This is a genomic window from Bacillus sp. 220_BSPC (assembly GCF_001054655.1).
GTDB classification, from domain to species: domain Bacteria; phylum Bacillota; class Bacilli; order Bacillales; family DSM-1321; genus Peribacillus; species Peribacillus frigoritolerans.
Map to the genome: position 1 here is coordinate 71521 of NZ_JVPL01000320.1, position 17879 is coordinate 89399.

The 17879-nt window shown below is 40.9% G+C and carries 16 protein-coding genes; 10 read left to right on the forward strand and 6 right to left on the reverse strand.

Annotated elements, in window-relative coordinates:
* Positions 1-18 precede the first annotated feature (18 nt).
* The gene (locus tag ADA55_RS26930) at positions 19-1566 is read right to left on the reverse strand and encodes a carbon-nitrogen hydrolase family protein (protein WP_034315073.1); all 1548 of its coding nucleotides are present in this window, start codon (positions 1564-1566) and stop codon (positions 19-21) included.
* A 190-nt stretch (positions 1567-1756) separates the two neighbouring features.
* On the opposite strand from ADA55_RS26930, the gene ADA55_RS26935 reads away from it, so the two are divergent.
* Both ADA55_RS26935 and ADA55_RS26940 read left to right on the forward strand, forming a co-directional pair.
* On the forward strand, positions 1757-2194 hold the full coding sequence (locus tag ADA55_RS26935) for a disulfide oxidoreductase (protein WP_048689750.1): 438 nt from the start codon (positions 1757-1759) through the stop codon (positions 2192-2194).
* Entirely contained in the window at positions 2194-2664 is a 471-nt protein-coding gene (locus ADA55_RS26940; protein WP_048689755.1) for a thioredoxin family protein, read from the forward strand. Before ADA55_RS26935 ends, ADA55_RS26940 begins: the two co-directional genes overlap by 1 nt.
* 68 nt (positions 2665-2732) lie before the next feature.
* Here the strand turns inward: ADA55_RS26940 and ADA55_RS26945 are convergent, their stop codons facing one another.
* On the reverse strand, positions 2733-3146 hold the full coding sequence (locus tag ADA55_RS26945; protein ID WP_048689759.1) for a DUF5365 family protein: 414 nt from the start codon (positions 3144-3146) through the stop codon (positions 2733-2735).
* Positions 3147-3378: 232 nt separating this feature from the next.
* Here ADA55_RS26945 and ADA55_RS26950 point away from each other — a divergent pair, with 232 nt between their 5' ends.
* A complete protein-coding gene (locus ADA55_RS26950) occupies positions 3379-4290 on the forward strand; it encodes an RluA family pseudouridine synthase (protein ID WP_226990557.1) in 912 nt (303 codons plus the stop codon).
* Positions 4291-5114: 824 nt separating this feature from the next.
* Here the strand turns inward: ADA55_RS26950 and ADA55_RS26955 are convergent.
* Together ADA55_RS26955 and ADA55_RS26960 are read right to left on the reverse strand one after the other, a co-directional pair.
* Positions 5115-5369 carry a GlsB/YeaQ/YmgE family stress response membrane protein gene (locus tag ADA55_RS26955; protein ID WP_170946860.1) on the reverse strand — a complete coding sequence of 85 codons (255 nt, stop codon included), beginning with the start codon at positions 5367-5369 and terminating at the stop codon, positions 5115-5117.
* A 476-nt stretch (positions 5370-5845) separates the two neighbouring features.
* Entirely contained in the window at positions 5846-6676 is an 831-nt protein-coding gene (locus ADA55_RS26960; RefSeq protein WP_048689763.1) for an aldo/keto reductase, read from the reverse strand.
* A gap of 394 nt (positions 6677-7070) precedes the next feature.
* Here ADA55_RS26960 and ADA55_RS26965 point away from each other — a divergent pair, with 394 nt between their 5' ends.
* The 6 genes from ADA55_RS26965 to ald all read left to right on the forward strand — a co-directional run bounded on the left by ADA55_RS26965 (position 7071) and on the right by ald (position 13504).
* Entirely contained in the window at positions 7071-8069 is a 999-nt protein-coding gene (locus ADA55_RS26965) for an inorganic phosphate transporter (protein WP_048689766.1), read from the forward strand.
* 237 nt (positions 8070-8306) lie between these two features.
* Positions 8307-8927 (forward strand): DUF47 domain-containing protein, encoded by a 621-nt coding sequence (locus tag ADA55_RS26975; protein WP_048689774.1) that lies wholly within the window; start codon positions 8307-8309, stop codon positions 8925-8927.
* A gap of 15 nt (positions 8928-8942) precedes the next feature.
* Positions 8943-9941 carry an inorganic phosphate transporter gene (locus ADA55_RS26980; RefSeq protein ID WP_048689777.1) on the forward strand — a complete coding sequence of 333 codons (999 nt, stop codon included), beginning with the start codon at positions 8943-8945 and terminating at the stop codon, positions 9939-9941.
* 128 nt (positions 9942-10069) lie between these two features.
* Positions 10070-11326: a PucR family transcriptional regulator gene (locus ADA55_RS26985; RefSeq protein WP_065421244.1), complete on the forward strand. Its 1257-nt coding sequence runs from the start codon at positions 10070-10072 to the stop codon at positions 11324-11326.
* Between the two features lie 52 nt (positions 11327-11378).
* Positions 11379-12200, forward strand: a complete 822-nt coding sequence (locus ADA55_RS26990; RefSeq protein WP_048689785.1) for an EcsC family protein — start codon at positions 11379-11381, stop codon at positions 12198-12200.
* A 170-nt stretch (positions 12201-12370) separates the two neighbouring features.
* Positions 12371-13504, forward strand: coding sequence for an alanine dehydrogenase (gene ald, locus ADA55_RS26995; protein ID WP_048689787.1), 1134 nt, complete (start codon positions 12371-12373; stop codon positions 13502-13504).
* A 255-nt stretch (positions 13505-13759) separates the two neighbouring features.
* On the opposite strand, the gene ADA55_RS27000 is transcribed toward ald, so the two are convergent.
* On the reverse strand, positions 13760-15127 hold the full coding sequence (locus tag ADA55_RS27000) for an FAD-binding oxidoreductase (protein ID WP_048689790.1): 1368 nt from the start codon (positions 15125-15127) through the stop codon (positions 13760-13762).
* 82 nt (positions 15128-15209) lie between these two features.
* Positions 15210-16016 (reverse strand): pyrroline-5-carboxylate reductase, encoded by an 807-nt coding sequence (gene proC, locus ADA55_RS27005; protein ID WP_048689793.1) that lies wholly within the window; start codon positions 16014-16016, stop codon positions 15210-15212.
* Positions 16017-16301: 285 nt separating this feature from the next.
* Between proC and ADA55_RS27010 the strand changes: the two genes are divergently transcribed.
* Positions 16302-17867 carry an MDR family MFS transporter gene (locus ADA55_RS27010; protein ID WP_048689796.1) on the forward strand — a complete coding sequence of 522 codons (1566 nt, stop codon included), beginning with the start codon at positions 16302-16304 and terminating at the stop codon, positions 17865-17867.
* Positions 17868-17879 lie beyond the last annotated feature (12 nt).

Here is a 17879-nt window from a genome sequence, read left to right on the forward strand (position 1 = left end):
TCACGAGCTGTTTTCTTCCTATTTTCCGCCATCTTTGTAATGCAGATGGTAAATATCATGGCGGCGATCTTTCAATTGCTTTACAGTACCGGACTGACGCTCCCGCCTTAAGATCTCCAAATCCACATCGCCAATCAGGACCATCTCAAGGTTCGGGCTGGTTTCCCCGACTATGCCGTCACGTGCAAATTCGAAATCCGATGGAGAGAAGATTCCCGATTGGGCATATTGGATATCCATATTTTCCGTTTGCGGGAGATTTCCGACCGTTCCGGAAATGACGGTATAAATTTGGTTTTCCACGGCACGGGCCTGGGCACAATAACGGACTCGCAGGTAGCCTTGCCTGTCTTCTGTACAAAATGGGGTGAATATGATTTTGGCTCCCATGTCGGTCGCAATCCGGGCGAGTTCCGGGAACTCAATATCATAACAAATTTGTATGGCGATTTTTCCACAATCCGTATCAAAGACACGAACGCGGTCACCTGCGTTAATACCCCACCATTTTCTTTCATTCGGTGTAATATGAATTTTATATTGCTTCTCAATCGTCCCATCGCGACGGAATAAATAAGCGATATTATAGATATTATCATCATCTTCTTTAACGAAATGGGAACCGCCGATGATATTGACGTTATACCTTACAGCTAAAGTGGTAAACAATTCAATGTACTGCTCCGTGAAATCCGACAGTTTCCTGACAGCCAAGCTTGGTGATCTTTCATTCAAGAAAGACATCAGCTGGGTTGTGAACAATTCCGGGAACACGGCGAAATCCGCATTGGCATCCGAAGCAACGTCGGTGAAATACTCGACTTGGTTAGCGAAGTCATCGAATGAATCGATTTTACGCAGCATGTATTGCACGACGCAAATCCGTACCGGTTCCGATGTTTTATAATAACGTTTTGTTTTCGGCTGATAATCAACGTTATTCCACTCCATGAGCGTAGCATACTTATTGGATTGCAAATCGTCCGGCAAATAATTCGGATTGATCCTCATAAGCGTAAACCCATTTAAAAGCTGGAACGAAAGAACCGGATCATATATTTTGTGCAATTGAACTTCCTTCACATACTCCCTTGGTAACAGTTCCTCCGCATGTTTATGGTAATTGGGGATTCTGCCCCCGATAATGATGCTTTTTAAATTCAAGTGGGCAACAAGTTCTTTCCGTGAATCATATAGTCTTTGACCAATTTTCATCCTGCGGAACTCAGGATGGACCATGACCTCGATTCCATATAAATTATAACCGTCCGGATTATGATTCGTGATGTACCCATTATCGGTTACATCATCCCATGTATGGCGGTCATCATATTCGTCAAAATTAATAATGAGGCTGGAACATGAGCCAATCACTTTTCCATCATATTCAGCCACAAACTGCCCTTCTGGAAAAATCGCCAGATGGCTCTCAAGCTGATCCCGCTTCCAGGGAACCATTCCCGGAAAGCAACTCGACTGCAAAGCAATTATTTCATCTATGTCTCCTAGCCTCATATTACGTATTTCCATTATTTTTTCATATTTATGCAGGTCCAAATTAGGCATTTTCCTCAGACTCCTTTAATCTCTTCCATAAGAATTATACCCCTTATTCAAAAATTAAAACAACTGAACCTACCCCCTGATTTCAAATAAAAACATTCTGAATGTCCTTTAAAAGAATATATATTTTACAGACGCGGTCCTAACATACTATACTTTTCATGAGAGTATAAAGAGATGGGGAAGAGGAACCATGAACAATACAAAACGCAGTGTGGAAAACTTATTATTTGCAGCCTGGGCTGCTTCCATCATTGCGATGTTTGGAAGCTTATATTTTTCTGAAATCAAGCAATACGAACCTTGTGCGCTCTGTTGGTATCAGCGGATCATCATGTATCCTTTTACGATCATATTAGGAATTGCAATCATTCGAAAAGATTATTGGATCAGCTTTTATACGATGATATTATCCGCTATCGGTGCATTCATTTCCACGTACCATTACTTGATACAAAAGGTTTCATTCTTTTCTGACCACACCCTTGCATGCGGAAGGGTTCCATGTACAGGTCAATATATAAACGTATTTGGTTTCATCACCATCCCGTTCCTAGCCTTGACTGCATTCATCATTATTTTCATATGCAGTTACATCATATGGACAAGATCCAAGGAGGTTGCAGCTTAATGAAGAAAATGGCTATATTTTTAGTGATAATCGTCGCGATATTTGTCCTGCTGGGCGTTTTTACAAACTTGAAAAAAGAAGAAAAATCAAAAGGAAATCCATACGGTAAGGATAAGCTTAAACCCGCTACTGTCGATCAGCTGGATGATCCCAATTATCAAAACTTGATCCTGCCGGAAGAATTGGAGCAGGACCTCCAGGATAATGAAGATGTGACCGTTTACTTCTATAGTCCTGAGTGTCCGCATTGTCAAAAAACCACGCCAATCGTGGCTCCTTTGGCAGAAAAGCTGGGAATCGATCTAGTTCAATACAATCTTTTGGAGTTTGAACAAGGATGGAGCGATTATGGCATCAAAAGCACACCGACCATCGTTCACTATAATAATGGCAAAGAACAAGAACGGATCGTTGGCTATAATGATGAGGAAACGTTCGAGAAATGGTTCAAAGACCACGATATTAATTAAGGATGGAAAAAATGAGCCGGCCCTAACGGAAATGCTTCTCCCGTTATAGCCGGCTCATTTTTTTTGCCTTATACTAAATATTGATTCGCCACCTGGATGTCCATCATCTGCATCTCATTATTCGCTTCATGGTTTATACTTGAAAAATGGTCATAATAAAAGGGGAAGAATATTCCGCATTCATTCAATAGAGTGATGTTATGTTGGAACAATTCTTCAGATTCAGATTCCATAAAATCTTCTCTCTTTTGTTTGTCTAATATCGACATAAGGACTTGAAGACATGTCATTACTTGAAATGCGTCTCTTAATGTTGCCAAGTAAGTAACAGAACTTTGATTGGGCTTTAAAACGCCAATCTCGCGAAAATGAAGGATTTCACTTTCCGTAAAGTATTTGGGAAATACAGATTCGTAGAAACGAGAAACGAGACTCGCTATTTCTTGCTCTTGTTCTTCCGTTGAAGAAAAGACCGTCTTCACTAAAAAAACCACCTTTTTTCAGATCCGTTAGACCTATCTATTATATGTATATTCTAGGACAAGCGATTTCTTTCTCACTAGAATAACATAAATATTGTAAAAAATATGTGGTAATTTCCACCACGGAAATTTCATCAATAGGTCCAAGGTTACTTTTTCATGACTAATTCTTAATTATTATATATTTTTTTCATTTAATCAAAACCAAAGCAGTCGAAAGTAGGGGTTTTTATTGGAAAATTTCAGAATAACTAACCAACATTTAATAATTGATGTTCTCCAAAGTTGGAATGGATTAACAATTGAAAAGCTTTTTAGGGAGCGTTGGCAGGCCCCGAAAAAATTAGTGCATGAATGGAGAATGAGTAAAGAAGTTACAGTGAACGGGAATTCCGTCGCATGGTCAGCTATCCTTAATGAAGGAGATTCGATCAGCATCCCCTTATTAGATCACGCTGAAAATGAAACAGTACAAGCGGCAGACTTAGGAATTTCCATCTTATATGAAGATGATGTGTTGTTGATAGCCAATAAACCGGCTGGAATGGATACCCATCCTTCTCAGCCCGGTGAAGCACACTCCCTCCTCAATGGTGTCGCGCACCATCTTCAAAAAACCGGCCAGACCTGTATGATCAAGCATATTCATAGGCTTGATAAAGATACCACCGGTGCCGTCCTTTTTGCCAAAAACCGCCTTATTGGGTCCATGCTGGACAGAATGTTGGAAGAGAGGGAAATCAAGCGGACTTACCTAGTTTTAGTCGAAGGAAACATTAAAAAGAATGAAGGAGAAATCAAAGAAAAAATTGGCCGCGACCGCCACCATGCGACGAGAAGAAGGGTTTCCCCTACAGGCCAGACAGCAGTCACCCACTATCGGGTGCTCAACCGAGATCCCAAGAAAAACTTGACGCTCGTCAGCTGCACCTTGGAAAGCGGCCGAACCCATCAAATCAGGGTGCATTTCAGTCATTTAAACCACCCATTGGCCGGAGATACATTGTATGGCGGAAAAAAGACATTTCCACGTCAAGCCCTGCATGCAAGGAAAATCGAATTCATCCATCCCATTTCAGAAGAAAAAATGATCGTTGAAGCTCCTTTCATTGATAGACCTGAAATATTCGATCTCGACATTTAAACAAAAAAACACCGTTCCATACCGTACGGTGTTCCAGTTGTAGACAAAAGGAGTAAAAAATTTGATTGGAGCATAAGGTACGAGACTCCTGCGGGAAAACGTGTCCAGGGGAGACCCCGCAGGCGCAAAGCGCCGAGGAGGCTTCCTGGGGAAAGCGAGTGCCTGGAGTGGAAATCAACATTTCAATTCTATAAACACTTTAATACTGTAGGAAAAATCAAACATTATCGAGTTTGTAGTCAATTGGGGCTCTTTCTAAAAAGTAAAACAAAGTTGATTGGAGCCTAAGGTACGAGACTCCTGCGGGAAAAACGTGTCCAGGGGAGACCCCGCAGGCGCAAGGCGACGAGGAGGCTTCCCGGACCGCCCGCGGAAAGCGAGTTGCCAGGAGTGGAAATCAACGTTTCAATTCTATAAACACTTAAATACTGTAGGAAAAATCAAACATTATCGAGTTTGTAGACAAATGGGGCTCTTTCTAAAAGGTAAAACAAAGTTGATTGGAGCGTAAGGTACGAGACTCCTGCGGGAAAACGTGTCCAGGGGAGACCCCGCAGGCGCAAGGCGACGAGGAGGCTTCCCGGACCGCCCGCGGAAAGCGAGTGCCTGGAGTGGAAATCAACACTGTAAACTCAATTAATTTACGAATTGACAGTCTGAAACACCGTTCCATAAGTAATATTAATCCGAAATTGTCGCCTTTCGGATTTTCTGAATGTTGGTCCGGATTTTTATCCTCTACGGACTGATTATACGATAGTCAAGACGGTTCATTTTGCGCATAAAAAAATAGCTGGCCACTTGGGCCAGCTTTATTTTTGTATTTATGAAGCTTTTCTCATGCCTTTTAAGATAAGGCTTAAGATGAAGACAAATACGATTGCACCAATCAATGCTGGAATTATAGCGAAATCTGCTACTGAAGGTCCCCAGTTCCCAAGAATTAATGAACCTAACCATGCACCAACAAAACCAGCGATAATGTTACCGATAATTCCAAATGGTACGTCACGTCCAACAATCATACCTGCTAACCAACCAATGATACCTCCGATAATTAATGACCATAAAAATCCCATAATATATTTCCTCCTTCAAATTAGTTATTTTTTCATTTTCTGCAGCAGACTCCAAGAAATTAAATCACTTCCATATTGTCATGCTTTTTTTCAGTACTTTTAACCTTTACATTCAAATGGTATGATGCCGATTCGCACAATATCTAATGAATGTGAATGTTTTAGTTATTGGGTAGAGTTAGCTAGCTATAGCCCTTGAGTAACTGATTGGACAATCCTCTTGTTAGTGAATTTTTTTCTTTTTGTTTGCTGCTGTACTCATTATTTTCCCCGTTTAATTAATCTAAAACCTAATTTTTTTAAAAAATATTTGGCAACAAAAACAGGATTATCAGACATATTAAACGGGTATACCATAGGCTTAACTTTGTCACATAGTTAGTATAAGCAGCAATCGTCTTGATTATGTTCATAAAGGAAAAAGAAAAAGGGTGCCCCATTATCGGGACACCCTCCTTTCATTTGCTGTATTCTTTTTAGAACAAAAGTTCATCGGGATTGCTGCCGAAACGTTCATTTCTGTTCAAGGCATCTATTTGATTCATTTCATTTAAACTCAATGAAAAATCAAATACCTGCGCATTTTCCTTGATACGGGACGGCGTAATCGATTTAGGTATTACAACTAGATCATGTTGCAGGTGCCATCTAATCAATACTTGTGCTGAACTTTTCCCGTGCTTCTTTGCTATATGCTTAATTGTCGGCTCTTCCAAAAGGTTTCCTCTGCCAAGCGGGCTCCAAGATTCTACCTTTATTTCATGTTTTGCACAGTAATCACGAATTTCGACTTGAGTTAAAAGTGGATGCAATTCAATTTGATTGACGACCGGCTTCACTTCACTGTTTGCAAGTAAATTTTCCAAATGATGAACATGGAAATTACTTACACCGATTGATTTCACCTTTCCATCCTTATAAAGCTTCTCCAATGCCCTCCAGGTTTCCAGATATTTATCTTTTCCCGGCCAGTGGATCAGGTATAAATCCAAGTATTCCAATCCAAGGCGATTTAAACTATCCTCAAATGCCTTGAGCGTCGTTTCATATCCTTGCTCGGTATTCCACACTTTGGAGGTTATGAACAATTCTTCACGTGGCACTCCGCATTCCCGAATCGCTTGGCCTACACCTTCTTCATTTTCATAAATGGCCGCTGTATCAATCGCCCGATAACCGACTTCGATCGCTTTTTTGACGGACTCAACCGTTTCATTGCCGTTTTTCACTTTAAATACACCGAAACCCAACTGTGGCATTTTAACTCCATTATGTAAGGTGATCGTTTCCCCAATATTCGAAATCATTCCATCATTCCCCCTTACTTTTATTTACCAATTATACATCCCTCCACCTTCTATTTCTAACCATAAGCATCGGGATTTATATAGTCCCTTGAGTGAAAGCCCATCCCTAAAGGCCATTTATATATATCAATGTAACATTTTATCTTTTTAATCATTCACTAAGTTAAATATTTTGTAAAAAAATGACGAAACATCTATCCTTAAAGGTATGTAATTCGTTACAATAGTATAGTTCGATTTTAAACCATGTAAAAAAGAAGGTGCCATCTTTAAAGAATAATCAAAACTAAAACTCCCATTCTAAATATTGAGGAGTGCAAACTGTCCTGCGCCCAATCATTGGCCACAAACTATATTCACTTTATATACTTGAAATCAAGGGAGTCCTCCATGTATGAATACCATACTCATCTTAACCGCGCTAATAATAATTTTTGCTTTGGTCTTTGACTTTATCAATGGCTTCCATGATACGGCTAACGCCATCGCTACAGCCGTATCAACCAAAGCACTTAAACCACGTCATGCAATCATCATGGCTGCGGTCATGAATTTATTGGGAGCATTGACCTTTACCGGTGTAGCGCATACCATTACGAAGGATATCGTCGATCCTTTCACATTGAATAATGGTTCTTATGTTATCCTTGCTGCACTAATTTCGGCGATAATATGGAATTTAATCACTTGGTATTTTGGCATTCCAAGCAGTTCCTCCCATGCAATCATTGGTTCAATAGCTGGAGCGGCCATCGTGGCAAGTGGATTCGATGCGATTAAATGGAGTGGATTCACTAAAATTGTACAAGCATTGATCCTATCTCCCATCCTTGCCTTTACGCTTGGATTCATTGTTTACAGTATCTTCAAGGTAGTATTCAAAAATAATAATTTAGGAAAAACCAATACACGATTCAGGAGAATACAAATTGTCACGGCGGCCATCCAGTCTTATACACATGGGACGAATGATGCTCAAAAATCCATGGGTATCATCACGATGGCTTTGATCGCTAACGGATATGCCTCTACCTCTGAAGTTCCTTTCTGGGTACAATTATCTTGCGCTATAGCCATGGCGCTTGGTACATCGATCGGAGGTTGGAAGATCATCAAAACCGTTGGCGGTAAAATCATGAAAATCCGCCCGGTTAATGGCGTTGCTGCCGATATGACTGGAGCAGCGATCATTTTCAGTGCAACCTTCCTGCATATGCCGGTCAGCACGACACATGTCATTTCTTCTTCAATACTTGGGGTCGGTTCTGCACACCGCATCAAAGGGGTAAAATGGGGAACCGCAAAAAACATGCTGGTCACTTGGTTCATTACATTGCCAATTTCTGCTTCCTTAGCTGGAATCATTTACTATTTGATTGCTTTATTTTTATAAAACCTTTTGCCTTTCCATATCGGAAAGGCTTTTTTTTTACAAATCCCCCTTATAAATGCAGGGTTTTTCCCTTTTTTTAATTTTCCTTGTTTTTTTATGTAAAGTTTTATTAAGATTTTGTAAATTTTCGTCGAAAAACCTTCCCGGATACTACATGAATTCGTTACAATCAATTTGTTAATACTAAGCGTACGACTAAAGTGCGTAAATTTGCATGACTAATTGGGAGGCTTTAACATGGCTTTTAAATCAAAAAAAGACAAATTCGCGGTAATGCTTTTTAACATCGCTCAAAACCTTAAAGAAGGTGCTGACTATTTCGCGGATTATAAACTCAAGAACATCTCCGATCTCAAAGTATTTTCAGATACCATGAAAGACTATGAGCATAAAGGCGATTCAATGGTTCATAATGTGATCAAAGAGCTGAACAATGCTTTCATCACTCCAATCGAACGGGAGGATATCCTTGAATTAACCATGAGAATGGATGATGTCATAGACGGTTTGGAACACTGTGCGGCATTATTCGAAATGTACTCAATTGTCAATGCAGATGAGTATATGCTTAAGTTTGTGGATGCAATCAAACAGTGTACGTATGAGATTGAAAATGCTGTCGATACACTATCCACTAAAAAATTACCAATGATTCGTGAACATGCAATCAAAATTAAAGATCTTGAATCCGTTTGTGACGGAATCCAACGTCAATCAATCAAAAACTTGTTTACAGTTGAAAAAGACCCAATCAGGATCATTCAATATAAAGAAATTTACGAAAGCCTTGAAGAGATTGCCGATCACTGTCAAGCGGTGGCCAATACACTTGAAACAATCATAATGAAAAACGCCTAAGGAGTACCCCAATAAATGGATACTTTATTAATTATAACAATATTAATCGTTTTCTTTGCTTTAGCATTTGACTTCATCAATGGTTTTCATGATACAGCCAATGCAATAGCGACTGCCGTTTCAACAAAGGCCTTGAAGCCTAGGCATGCCATCATCATGGCAGCCGTCATGAATTTCGTCGGTGCCATGACATTTACTGGAGTGGCGAAGACCATAACGAAGGATATCGTGGATCCGTTCACGCTTCCGAATGGTTCATATGTAATAATGGCTGCTCTACTTGCCGCTATCATATGGAACCTTCTAACGTGGTATTACGGAATACCAAGCAGTTCCTCCCATGCATTGATTGGTTCGATTGCTGGTGCAGCCATTGCTGCAGCAGGATTCGCTGGAATTAACTGGGGCGGATTCATGAAAATTCTTCAAGCTTTGATCTTCTCCCCGCTAATTGCTTTTGCAATCGGGTTTATCGTATACAGCATCTTTAAAGTTGTATTTAAAAACAATAACCTGACCAAAACAAACCAAAGATTCCGGACTATACAGATTGCTACTGCAGCACTTCAATCGTATACCCACGGAACGAACGACGCACAAAAAGCGATGGGTATCATCACGATGGCCCTTATTGCAAATGGTTATGCATCAAGTACCGATATCGCCTTCTGGGTTCAGTTCTCCTGTGCGCTCGCAATGGGACTTGGAACTTCCGTCGGCGGATGGAAAATCATTAAGACCGTTGGCGGCAAAATCATGAAAATCCGCCCGGTCAATGGTGTTGCAGCCGATTTAACCGGAGCCTTCATCATTTTCGGCGCGACTGTAATACACATGCCAGTCAGTACAACCCATGTTATTTCGTCTTCAATCCTTGGTGTTGGATCTGCGCATCGTGTCAAGGGCGTAAAATGGGGAACGGCAAAAAGGATGATCATCACTTGGTTCATTACCATTCCCATTTCGGCAACATTAGCTGGTTTGATTTATCTTTTAATTAACTTCTTATTCTAAAATAAAATCCCTTCCGGTTTCCATCGGTAGGGATTTTCTGTTTTACAAAGGATTTATCTATGCTTATCAATAGGAAATCGTTTAAAATTCAAGGAGAAGGAATTTTTTTAGCGAGGGGCAAAATAAGAATGAAGGAATTCGAAAAAAATAGAGATATTTTTAAAGACCTTTATGGAGATATGATGGAGTTTGCCGATAGAATCAGTTCTGTTTTAGGTTGCCCCATTACAATCGAGGACGGTAACCACCGCTTACTTGCTTATAGCACTCACGATGATACTACGGATCAGGCCCGTATCATGACCATAATCGGAAGACGTGTCCCTGAAAAGGTCATCAACAGTTTATGGAAAGATGGCTTCATCCCTGCGTTATTAAAGGAAGATGCCCCCATTAAAATCGGGGCCATCAATGATGTCGGTCTCGGTAACAGGGTTGCGGTTTCCATCCGGAAAAATAATGAAGTACTTGGATTCATTTGGGCCTTGGAAGTAAATGAACCTTTCACAGAAGAAGATATGAAATTTCTGCAATTCGCTGCCAAGGAGGCAAAGAACCAGTTACAGCAATTGCAATTGAAAAAGAAAAGGAAAGAAGCAGGTCATCAAGAGTTCCTTTGGCGCATGTTGACCGGGCACTACCAAGAAGAACCGGAAATAATTGAAAATTACAAGAAATTCTCAATCCATGTTCCAGTGGTTTTTTCCATATTGGTATTCGAATTTCCTAAAGAGATCAATCGCGAAGTGGAGCGCTACATTTCATATATGTTAACGACCACTCAAAAGATGAACAGTTCCTTATTTGCCATTGACCATAACAAGCTCATTCTTTTCGCGGGAGCCAACCAGGAAAACAGCCCTTCTTTCACTTCATCGATTTATGAGTTCATTCCTTTTTTCATTCTGGAGATGAAACGGCGTTTCGGTGTTGAGCATATCCTTGGAACGGCTGGCAATATGTATAAGAACTTAATGGATGTTAAATCAAGTTACGAAGAAGCTCTATACACCCTAAAAATGAAGAATATATTCCCTGATGACATGGCACTCATTTTACATTATGAAGAACTTGGCATGTTTCAAATGATTGGATCACTCGCAAGCAACAAACAGCGTCGTGTTCATCCTTCCATCCTTAAACTTAAAGCATACGATATGAAGAACCAGACGGAATTGCTGCAAACACTCACCGTCTATCTAGAGAAGGACTGCAACCCAAATGAAGCTTCAAAAAATCTTCATATCCATGTAAATACATTGAATTACCGATTAAAAAGAATCTCTGAAGTGGGAAACATTCGATTAAAAGACCCAATTCAAAAAATGTCCCTCTTTCTTAACATTAAACTTAATCAATATGATGAATTTTTCAAAAAAAATTAATGATATATTTCCAGATATGGAATACTAAAAGAAGTGTGGAAAGGTTGATCATATGAAATTAGAAACAAAAGAAGAACTTGAAAAAGAATTAACAATCATTGAAAAATGGGAGAAAGATCAGAAAGGACTATGGTTTTGGGAACGGATTGGGCGCATCCCCTTCAAGCTATTGGACAAGTTGACACCGGATTTCATTCAGAAAAAATTGGGTGTCATGCTTGATGAAATCGGCAGCTACATTCAGAATGGCGGAAAATATTTAACGAAAGAAGCCCATATTCTAAGTCAGCTGCAAGCTGAGGTTCCCGAGTTGAATATTAATGGCCTGGAAGATGTTTCAAGCATCCCCCTCCATATCATGGATAGCGTGAGTCAGGATATTAAAACTTCAGGCAGCAAATTGGCAACGGTTCAAGGTGCCACTACCGGGATTGGCGGAATCTTCACCTTGGCCATCGACATCCCGCTTCTTCTCGGGATGTCCATCAAAACCCTTCAGGATATTGCCATCACATATGGCTTCAATCCTAGAGACCGCCAAGAACGTATTTTCATCGTCAAATGTCTGCAATTTACAACATCGGATGTTGTCGGCAAAAAGGCTCTATTAAATGAATTGTCGAAAATGAACCAGACTGATTCCCAATCAAAAAGGGAAATAGCATCCGAACTCCAAGGATGGCGAGAAGTCGTTTATACATACCGCGATCAGTTTGGCTGGAAAAAGCTTTTGCAAATGGTTCCCGTTGCCGGAATAATATTTGGCGCCATTACAAATCGTTCGATGATTGCCGATATCGCCGATACGGGAATCATGCTTTACAAGAAAAGAAGGATTTTAGAGCGCATTCAAGAACCTATTGCAAAGAATTGATTTCATTTTAAAAAGGTCTTGATCCTGGCAAGTCCATGTTTTTTGAAACTGCGTTTGTGGAATTCCACAAATACACCTTTTTCATTTTTCTGATTTCCACATACTAACTGTTTCTTTTTCCAACTATACTTGTGATACAAACAGTAAAACATATTATTGGAGGGATTAAGATGAGAATAGGAATTCCAAAAGAGATTAAAAACAATGAAAATCGTGTAGCTATCACTCCAGCTGGGGTCGTGGCATTAGTCAATGCAGGACATGAAGTATTAATCGAAATGAACGCAGGTCTAGGAAGCAGTTTCACAAATGAAGCATATCAAGAAGCTGGTGCTGTTATAGTCGAGGACGCTGCTAGCGTTTGGGCAAGTACAGAAATGATCATGAAAGTAAAAGAACCTATCTCATCTGAATATAAATATTTCAGAAAAGATTTAATCCTTTTCACATATTTACATCTTGCGGCAGAACCGGCACTAGCTCAGGCACTAAAAGAAAGCGGTGTCTTGGCCATTGCTTATGAAACGGTTGCAGTAAACCGCACACTTCCATTATTGACACCAATGAGTGAAGTTGCAGGACGCATGGCTGCACAAATCGGTGCTCAGTTCCTTGAAAAAAATAACGGCGGTAAAGGAATACTCTTAAGCGGAGTTCCTGGAGTTAAACGCGGTAAAGTCGCTGTAATCGGCGGAGGAATGGTTGGAACGAATGCTGCTAAAATCGCTATTGGTTTAGGCGCAGATGTTACCATTCTTGACTTAAGCCCTGACCGCCTGCGTCAGCTTGATGATATTTTCGGAAATGAACTGACTACACTCATCTCCAACCCTTATAACATTGCAGAAGCAGTCAAAGATGCCGATTTAGTAATCGGTGCTGTATTGATTCCAGGTGCTAAAGCTCCTAAGCTCGTTACTGAAGAAATGGTTAAAACGATGTCTGCAGGTTCAGTCATTGTCGATGTTGCAATCGACCAAGGCGGTATCTTTGAAACGGTCGACCACATAACAACACATGATAACCCTACTTATGTTAAACATGGAGTAGTTCATTATGCAGTGGCGAATATGCCAGGAGCAGTGCCTCAAACTTCTACAGTAGCTTTAACTAACGTAACAGTACCATTTGCTCTTCAAATTGCAAATAAAGGTGCCATCAAAGCGATCCTTGAAAATGATGCTCTTGCAAAAGGCGTCAATGTGGCGAACGGTGAAATCACGTTCGAAGCAGTTGCCACAGACCTTGGCTACAATTACGTAAGTGTTGAAAACGCCTTAAACCCGAATAACATTAACGCTTAATATAAATAAAACTCCAGAATCTTGTCTGGAGTCTTATTTTTTTTGGACGAGGGCCTCGATGAAGCTGAGCTTCTTCGTATGATATCTGGATCAGGCCGGGATATTCCGCACAAGGGTCGAATTATCCTCATATGGGTTGGATTATCTGCTCGGACGGGCGATTTTTCCGGAGATATAAGATATGCCACTTCTTGATCAAGTCTGCCCTTTCCCCGGTTGATGTTCTTACTAATCATACAAAATAGAATATTCCTCTTAATCTATGAAAATCTTTCCAGGATTCATTATTCCTTTCGGATCCAAAGCCTGTTTGATCGTTTTCATCACTTCATAAGCAGCTCCATGCTCCCTTCGCTGATACTTCGATTTTCCAAGTCCTACCCCATGTTCACCCGTACATGTACCGCCTTTTGTTAAAGCATATTCGACGATTTCTTCATTTAACCTCTTCGCTTCTTTAACTTCTTCAGGATTTTTCAAATCAATCATGAACAATACGTGATAATTCCCGTCACCTACATGTCCTACAATCGCACCCTCCACTTTGGATTGTTCGACTTTCTTCCTTGTATCCAGTATGGCATTCGATAATTCATGTAGGGGCACACTTACGTCGGTCACCATCAGCTTTTTTCCGGGTGCACTATGAATGAAAGCGTACGCGAGATTATGGCGCGCTTCCCATAAGGCGTTCCGTGCTTTTGAATCGGTTTCAAACTGGATATCTCCACAGCCAAAATCACTTACGATTTCCTTGGCAAATTTGACGTCCTGTTCCAGTCCGGCAAAATTCCCATGAAACTCGAGGAATAGAGTTGGTTGGACATCATAGAATTTGTCCATGAATTGATTAACTTTTTTTATGGACTCTGCATCCACCAATTCAATTCGTGCAATCGGGATTCCAGCAAGCATGATCCCATTAACCGCAGATACTGCCTGTTCGACGGTTGGAAATGAGGCTCTTCCGGCCATTGTGACTTCAGGGATGCCATATACCTTCAATGTCAGTTCAGTAAATACACCCAGCGTACCTTCAGAGCCGACAAACAAGCCATTCAAATGAATGCCTGAAGATGATTTTGTCGCTAAGCTTCCGGAATGAATCACTTCACCGTTTGCTAAAACCACTTCCAAATCCCTGACTTGATCGCGCATTATCCCATATTTAACCGAGGTCGTCCCACTTGCATTCGTAGCTGCCATCCCACCCAATGTAGCATCGGCGCCAGGATCGACGGAAAAGAACAAACCGTATTTTTTTATTTCTTTATTAAGTTGCGTCCTTGTCACACCCGGTTGGACCTTAACAAGGAAATCATTTTCCCTGATTTCCAATATTTGATTCATCAAGGACAAATCCAGGGAAATACCCCCTTTGACTGGAACGACATGCCCCTCCAAACTTGATCCTAACCCAAAAGGAATGACTGGTATTTCATGCTCATTCGCATAACGCATGACTTTGCTTACTTCTGCAGTATTCCTTGGATATATGACCATATCCGGTAAATGCGGGGTGTGATATGATTCATCATGGCTGTGCTGTTCCAATAAAGTTTCATTCACAGTTACTTGTTCTTCCGAAAGTATCTTCCTTAATTCTTCTATATAACCTTTCATTATTGCAGCCCCCTCTTTTCTCCAAACATTCTGAAAATATTTCACGAATGAGATTGCCCGCTAATAGGCAATCCATCTTTCTTCATTTACTGAAACCTTTCGTTTTATCCGTGCAGGCCTTCATTGCTTGCAGAATGCTGGATCTTAGCTGATTCTCTTCTAAAGACGCCACCGCAGATATCGTTGATCCGCCCGGCGTGCAGACATCATCCTTTAAAGCAGCAGGATGCCTTTCCGTTTCCAGTACCATTTTAGCAGCTCCCATTACAGCTTGTGCTGCCATTCGGTATGCTTGTTTTCGTGGAATGCCATCACGGACCCCTCCATCAGCCAGCGCCTCGATGAACATATAAACATAAGCAGGCGACGAACCGCTGATGGCCGGAACTGCGTCCATCAAATCTTCATGCAGGATTTCCGTTTTACCGAAACTATTCAGCAGTGCAGTCACACCCTCTATATCAGCATCGGTAATTTCATCATTGATGCACATGGCAGTCATGCCTTCACCGACAAGCGAAGGAGTGTTTGGCATCGTCCGGACAACCTTCACTCTTTTTTCGAAGCTTTTCTCAACTAGAGATACAGTGATCCCTGCTGCCATAGTAATGATAACGGCGTCTTCTTTAACATGATTCTTCACTTCTTCAAGTACTTGCTTATGCATGGCAGGTTGGATCCCCAGAAAGAGAAAATCGGCAAAACCGGCAACCTCTTTATTATCCAAAGTACCTCTAACGTTATATTTCGTGGTGATTTTAGTTTTGGTCTCCGCACTCGCAGTACTGACCATGATTCCTTCAGGTGAAATGACCTCTGCAAGCAGCATGCCCTCAAGCATTGCCTCACCCATTTTGCCGCATCCAATAAACCCGATTTTTTTATTCATATCTTACACTTCCAATCATAAGTTCATCTATGTTCCACCTTATTATATCGAATATGATAAATGGAAACACGTTGGAGATATTAATCAGGAAGGATTTGGTGGTTTCTGATCGAATTACTTATAGTGATATGGATGAATCTTTATATCCACCTTACGCAATATAGTCATGTAATTGAATTCTTTTGCAAAAAAAAAACGTTGACTAATTGGTCATTAGAGATTTATAATTTTGACCTATTAGTCACAAACGAATAAGAAATACAGTTATAGAAATGGAGAAATGCTATGCAAATGGAAAAAAAAGCGGTCAATACCAGGCTTGTCTTAACAGGATTGATCATAGGAATGTTTTTCAGTTCATTGGAACAGACGATTGTCGGTACGGCCATGCCGACAATTATCGGGGAATTGAATGGTTTCACCATCTTTGCATGGGTAACGACTGCCTATTTAATAGCCTCAACGACTGTTGTACCCATTGTTGGAAAGCTATCTGATTTATATGGCAGGCGTTCCCTTTATCTGCTTGGCACAATCATATTTACGATCGGTTCGTTTTTATGTGCCACAGCCACTTCGATGGAGCAATTGATCATCTACAGAGGTCTGCAGGGAATCGGCGGCGGAATGATCATGCCTTTATCCCAAACAATCATCGGCGATATATTCTCTGCGGAACAAAGAGCCAAATGGCAGGGTGTATTCGGAGCCCTTTTTGGATTAAGTTCTGTCATCGGTCCTTTTCTGGGCGGCCTGATCGTTGACCATATCAGCTGGCATTGGATCTTTTTGATCAATGTACCGACGGGCTTACTATCGGCCATTTTGATTTATGTAGGATTGAAACATGAAGCGATAAGGAAAACCGAGAAAGTGAATATCGATTATCTAGGGATCTTCACCTTGATTCCTGGTATTGTCCTGTTATTGCTTGGCTTGACCTTCGGTGGTGATAAATTCGAATGGTTATCACTGGAATCTATCTTGATTTTCGGCAGCACCATTGTCTTCATTGTCCTATTCATCATTTTTGAAAGAAGAGCGGTCGAACCGATCCTTGATTTATCCCTCTTTAAAAATAGAGTTTTTTCCACCACGAATATTTTAGGATTTCTGCTTGGCCTTGGCATGTTTGGGGCAATCATGTTCGTCCCGCTGTTCATGCAAGGCGTTTTGGGAGTTTCACCAACAAAAGCGGGATCGACCATGACTCCAATGATGATCGGTATGATTCTTTCCAGCATCATTGGCGGGCGGTTACTTTTGAAATTCCGTTTTCGTACCGTGCTTACCTTTGGAATGGCCTTTGCGACACTTGGCTTTTTCCTAATGAGTACGATGGACGGCAGTACGACTATATTCACTGCGTACTCATTCATGGCCATCCTTGGGATAGGTATGGGGCTTGTCATGCCGACATTGATGATTGCCGTTCAAAACGAATTTCCAAAATCGCAGCTCGGGTCGGTTACAGCGGCTTCAACTTTCTTCCGATCAATAGGTGGAACGATGGGCATCACGATTTTGAATGCTGTCATGAATCACAATCTCCAGCAAAATATGGATGATGCGGTCGTAAGTCAAAAGGACCCTATATTGCATGAAGCACTGAAAGCATTAGCCGATAAAACGGATACGTTATTCAACATCATGCTTTATCCTGAAAACCTTAAAATGCCCGCAGAAGTCAGCAATGTCCTTGTAAAAACGATAGAAAATGCTTGGATCGATGCATTCTCCAGTGTTTTCATCACCGGTATCTTTTTTGTTTCCGCAGGGATATTAGTGGCACTTTCCGTGGGTTCGGGCCGAATCAAAAGAGATCAAGAAACGGAAAAAGAATTAGGCTAAAATATGCTTGGG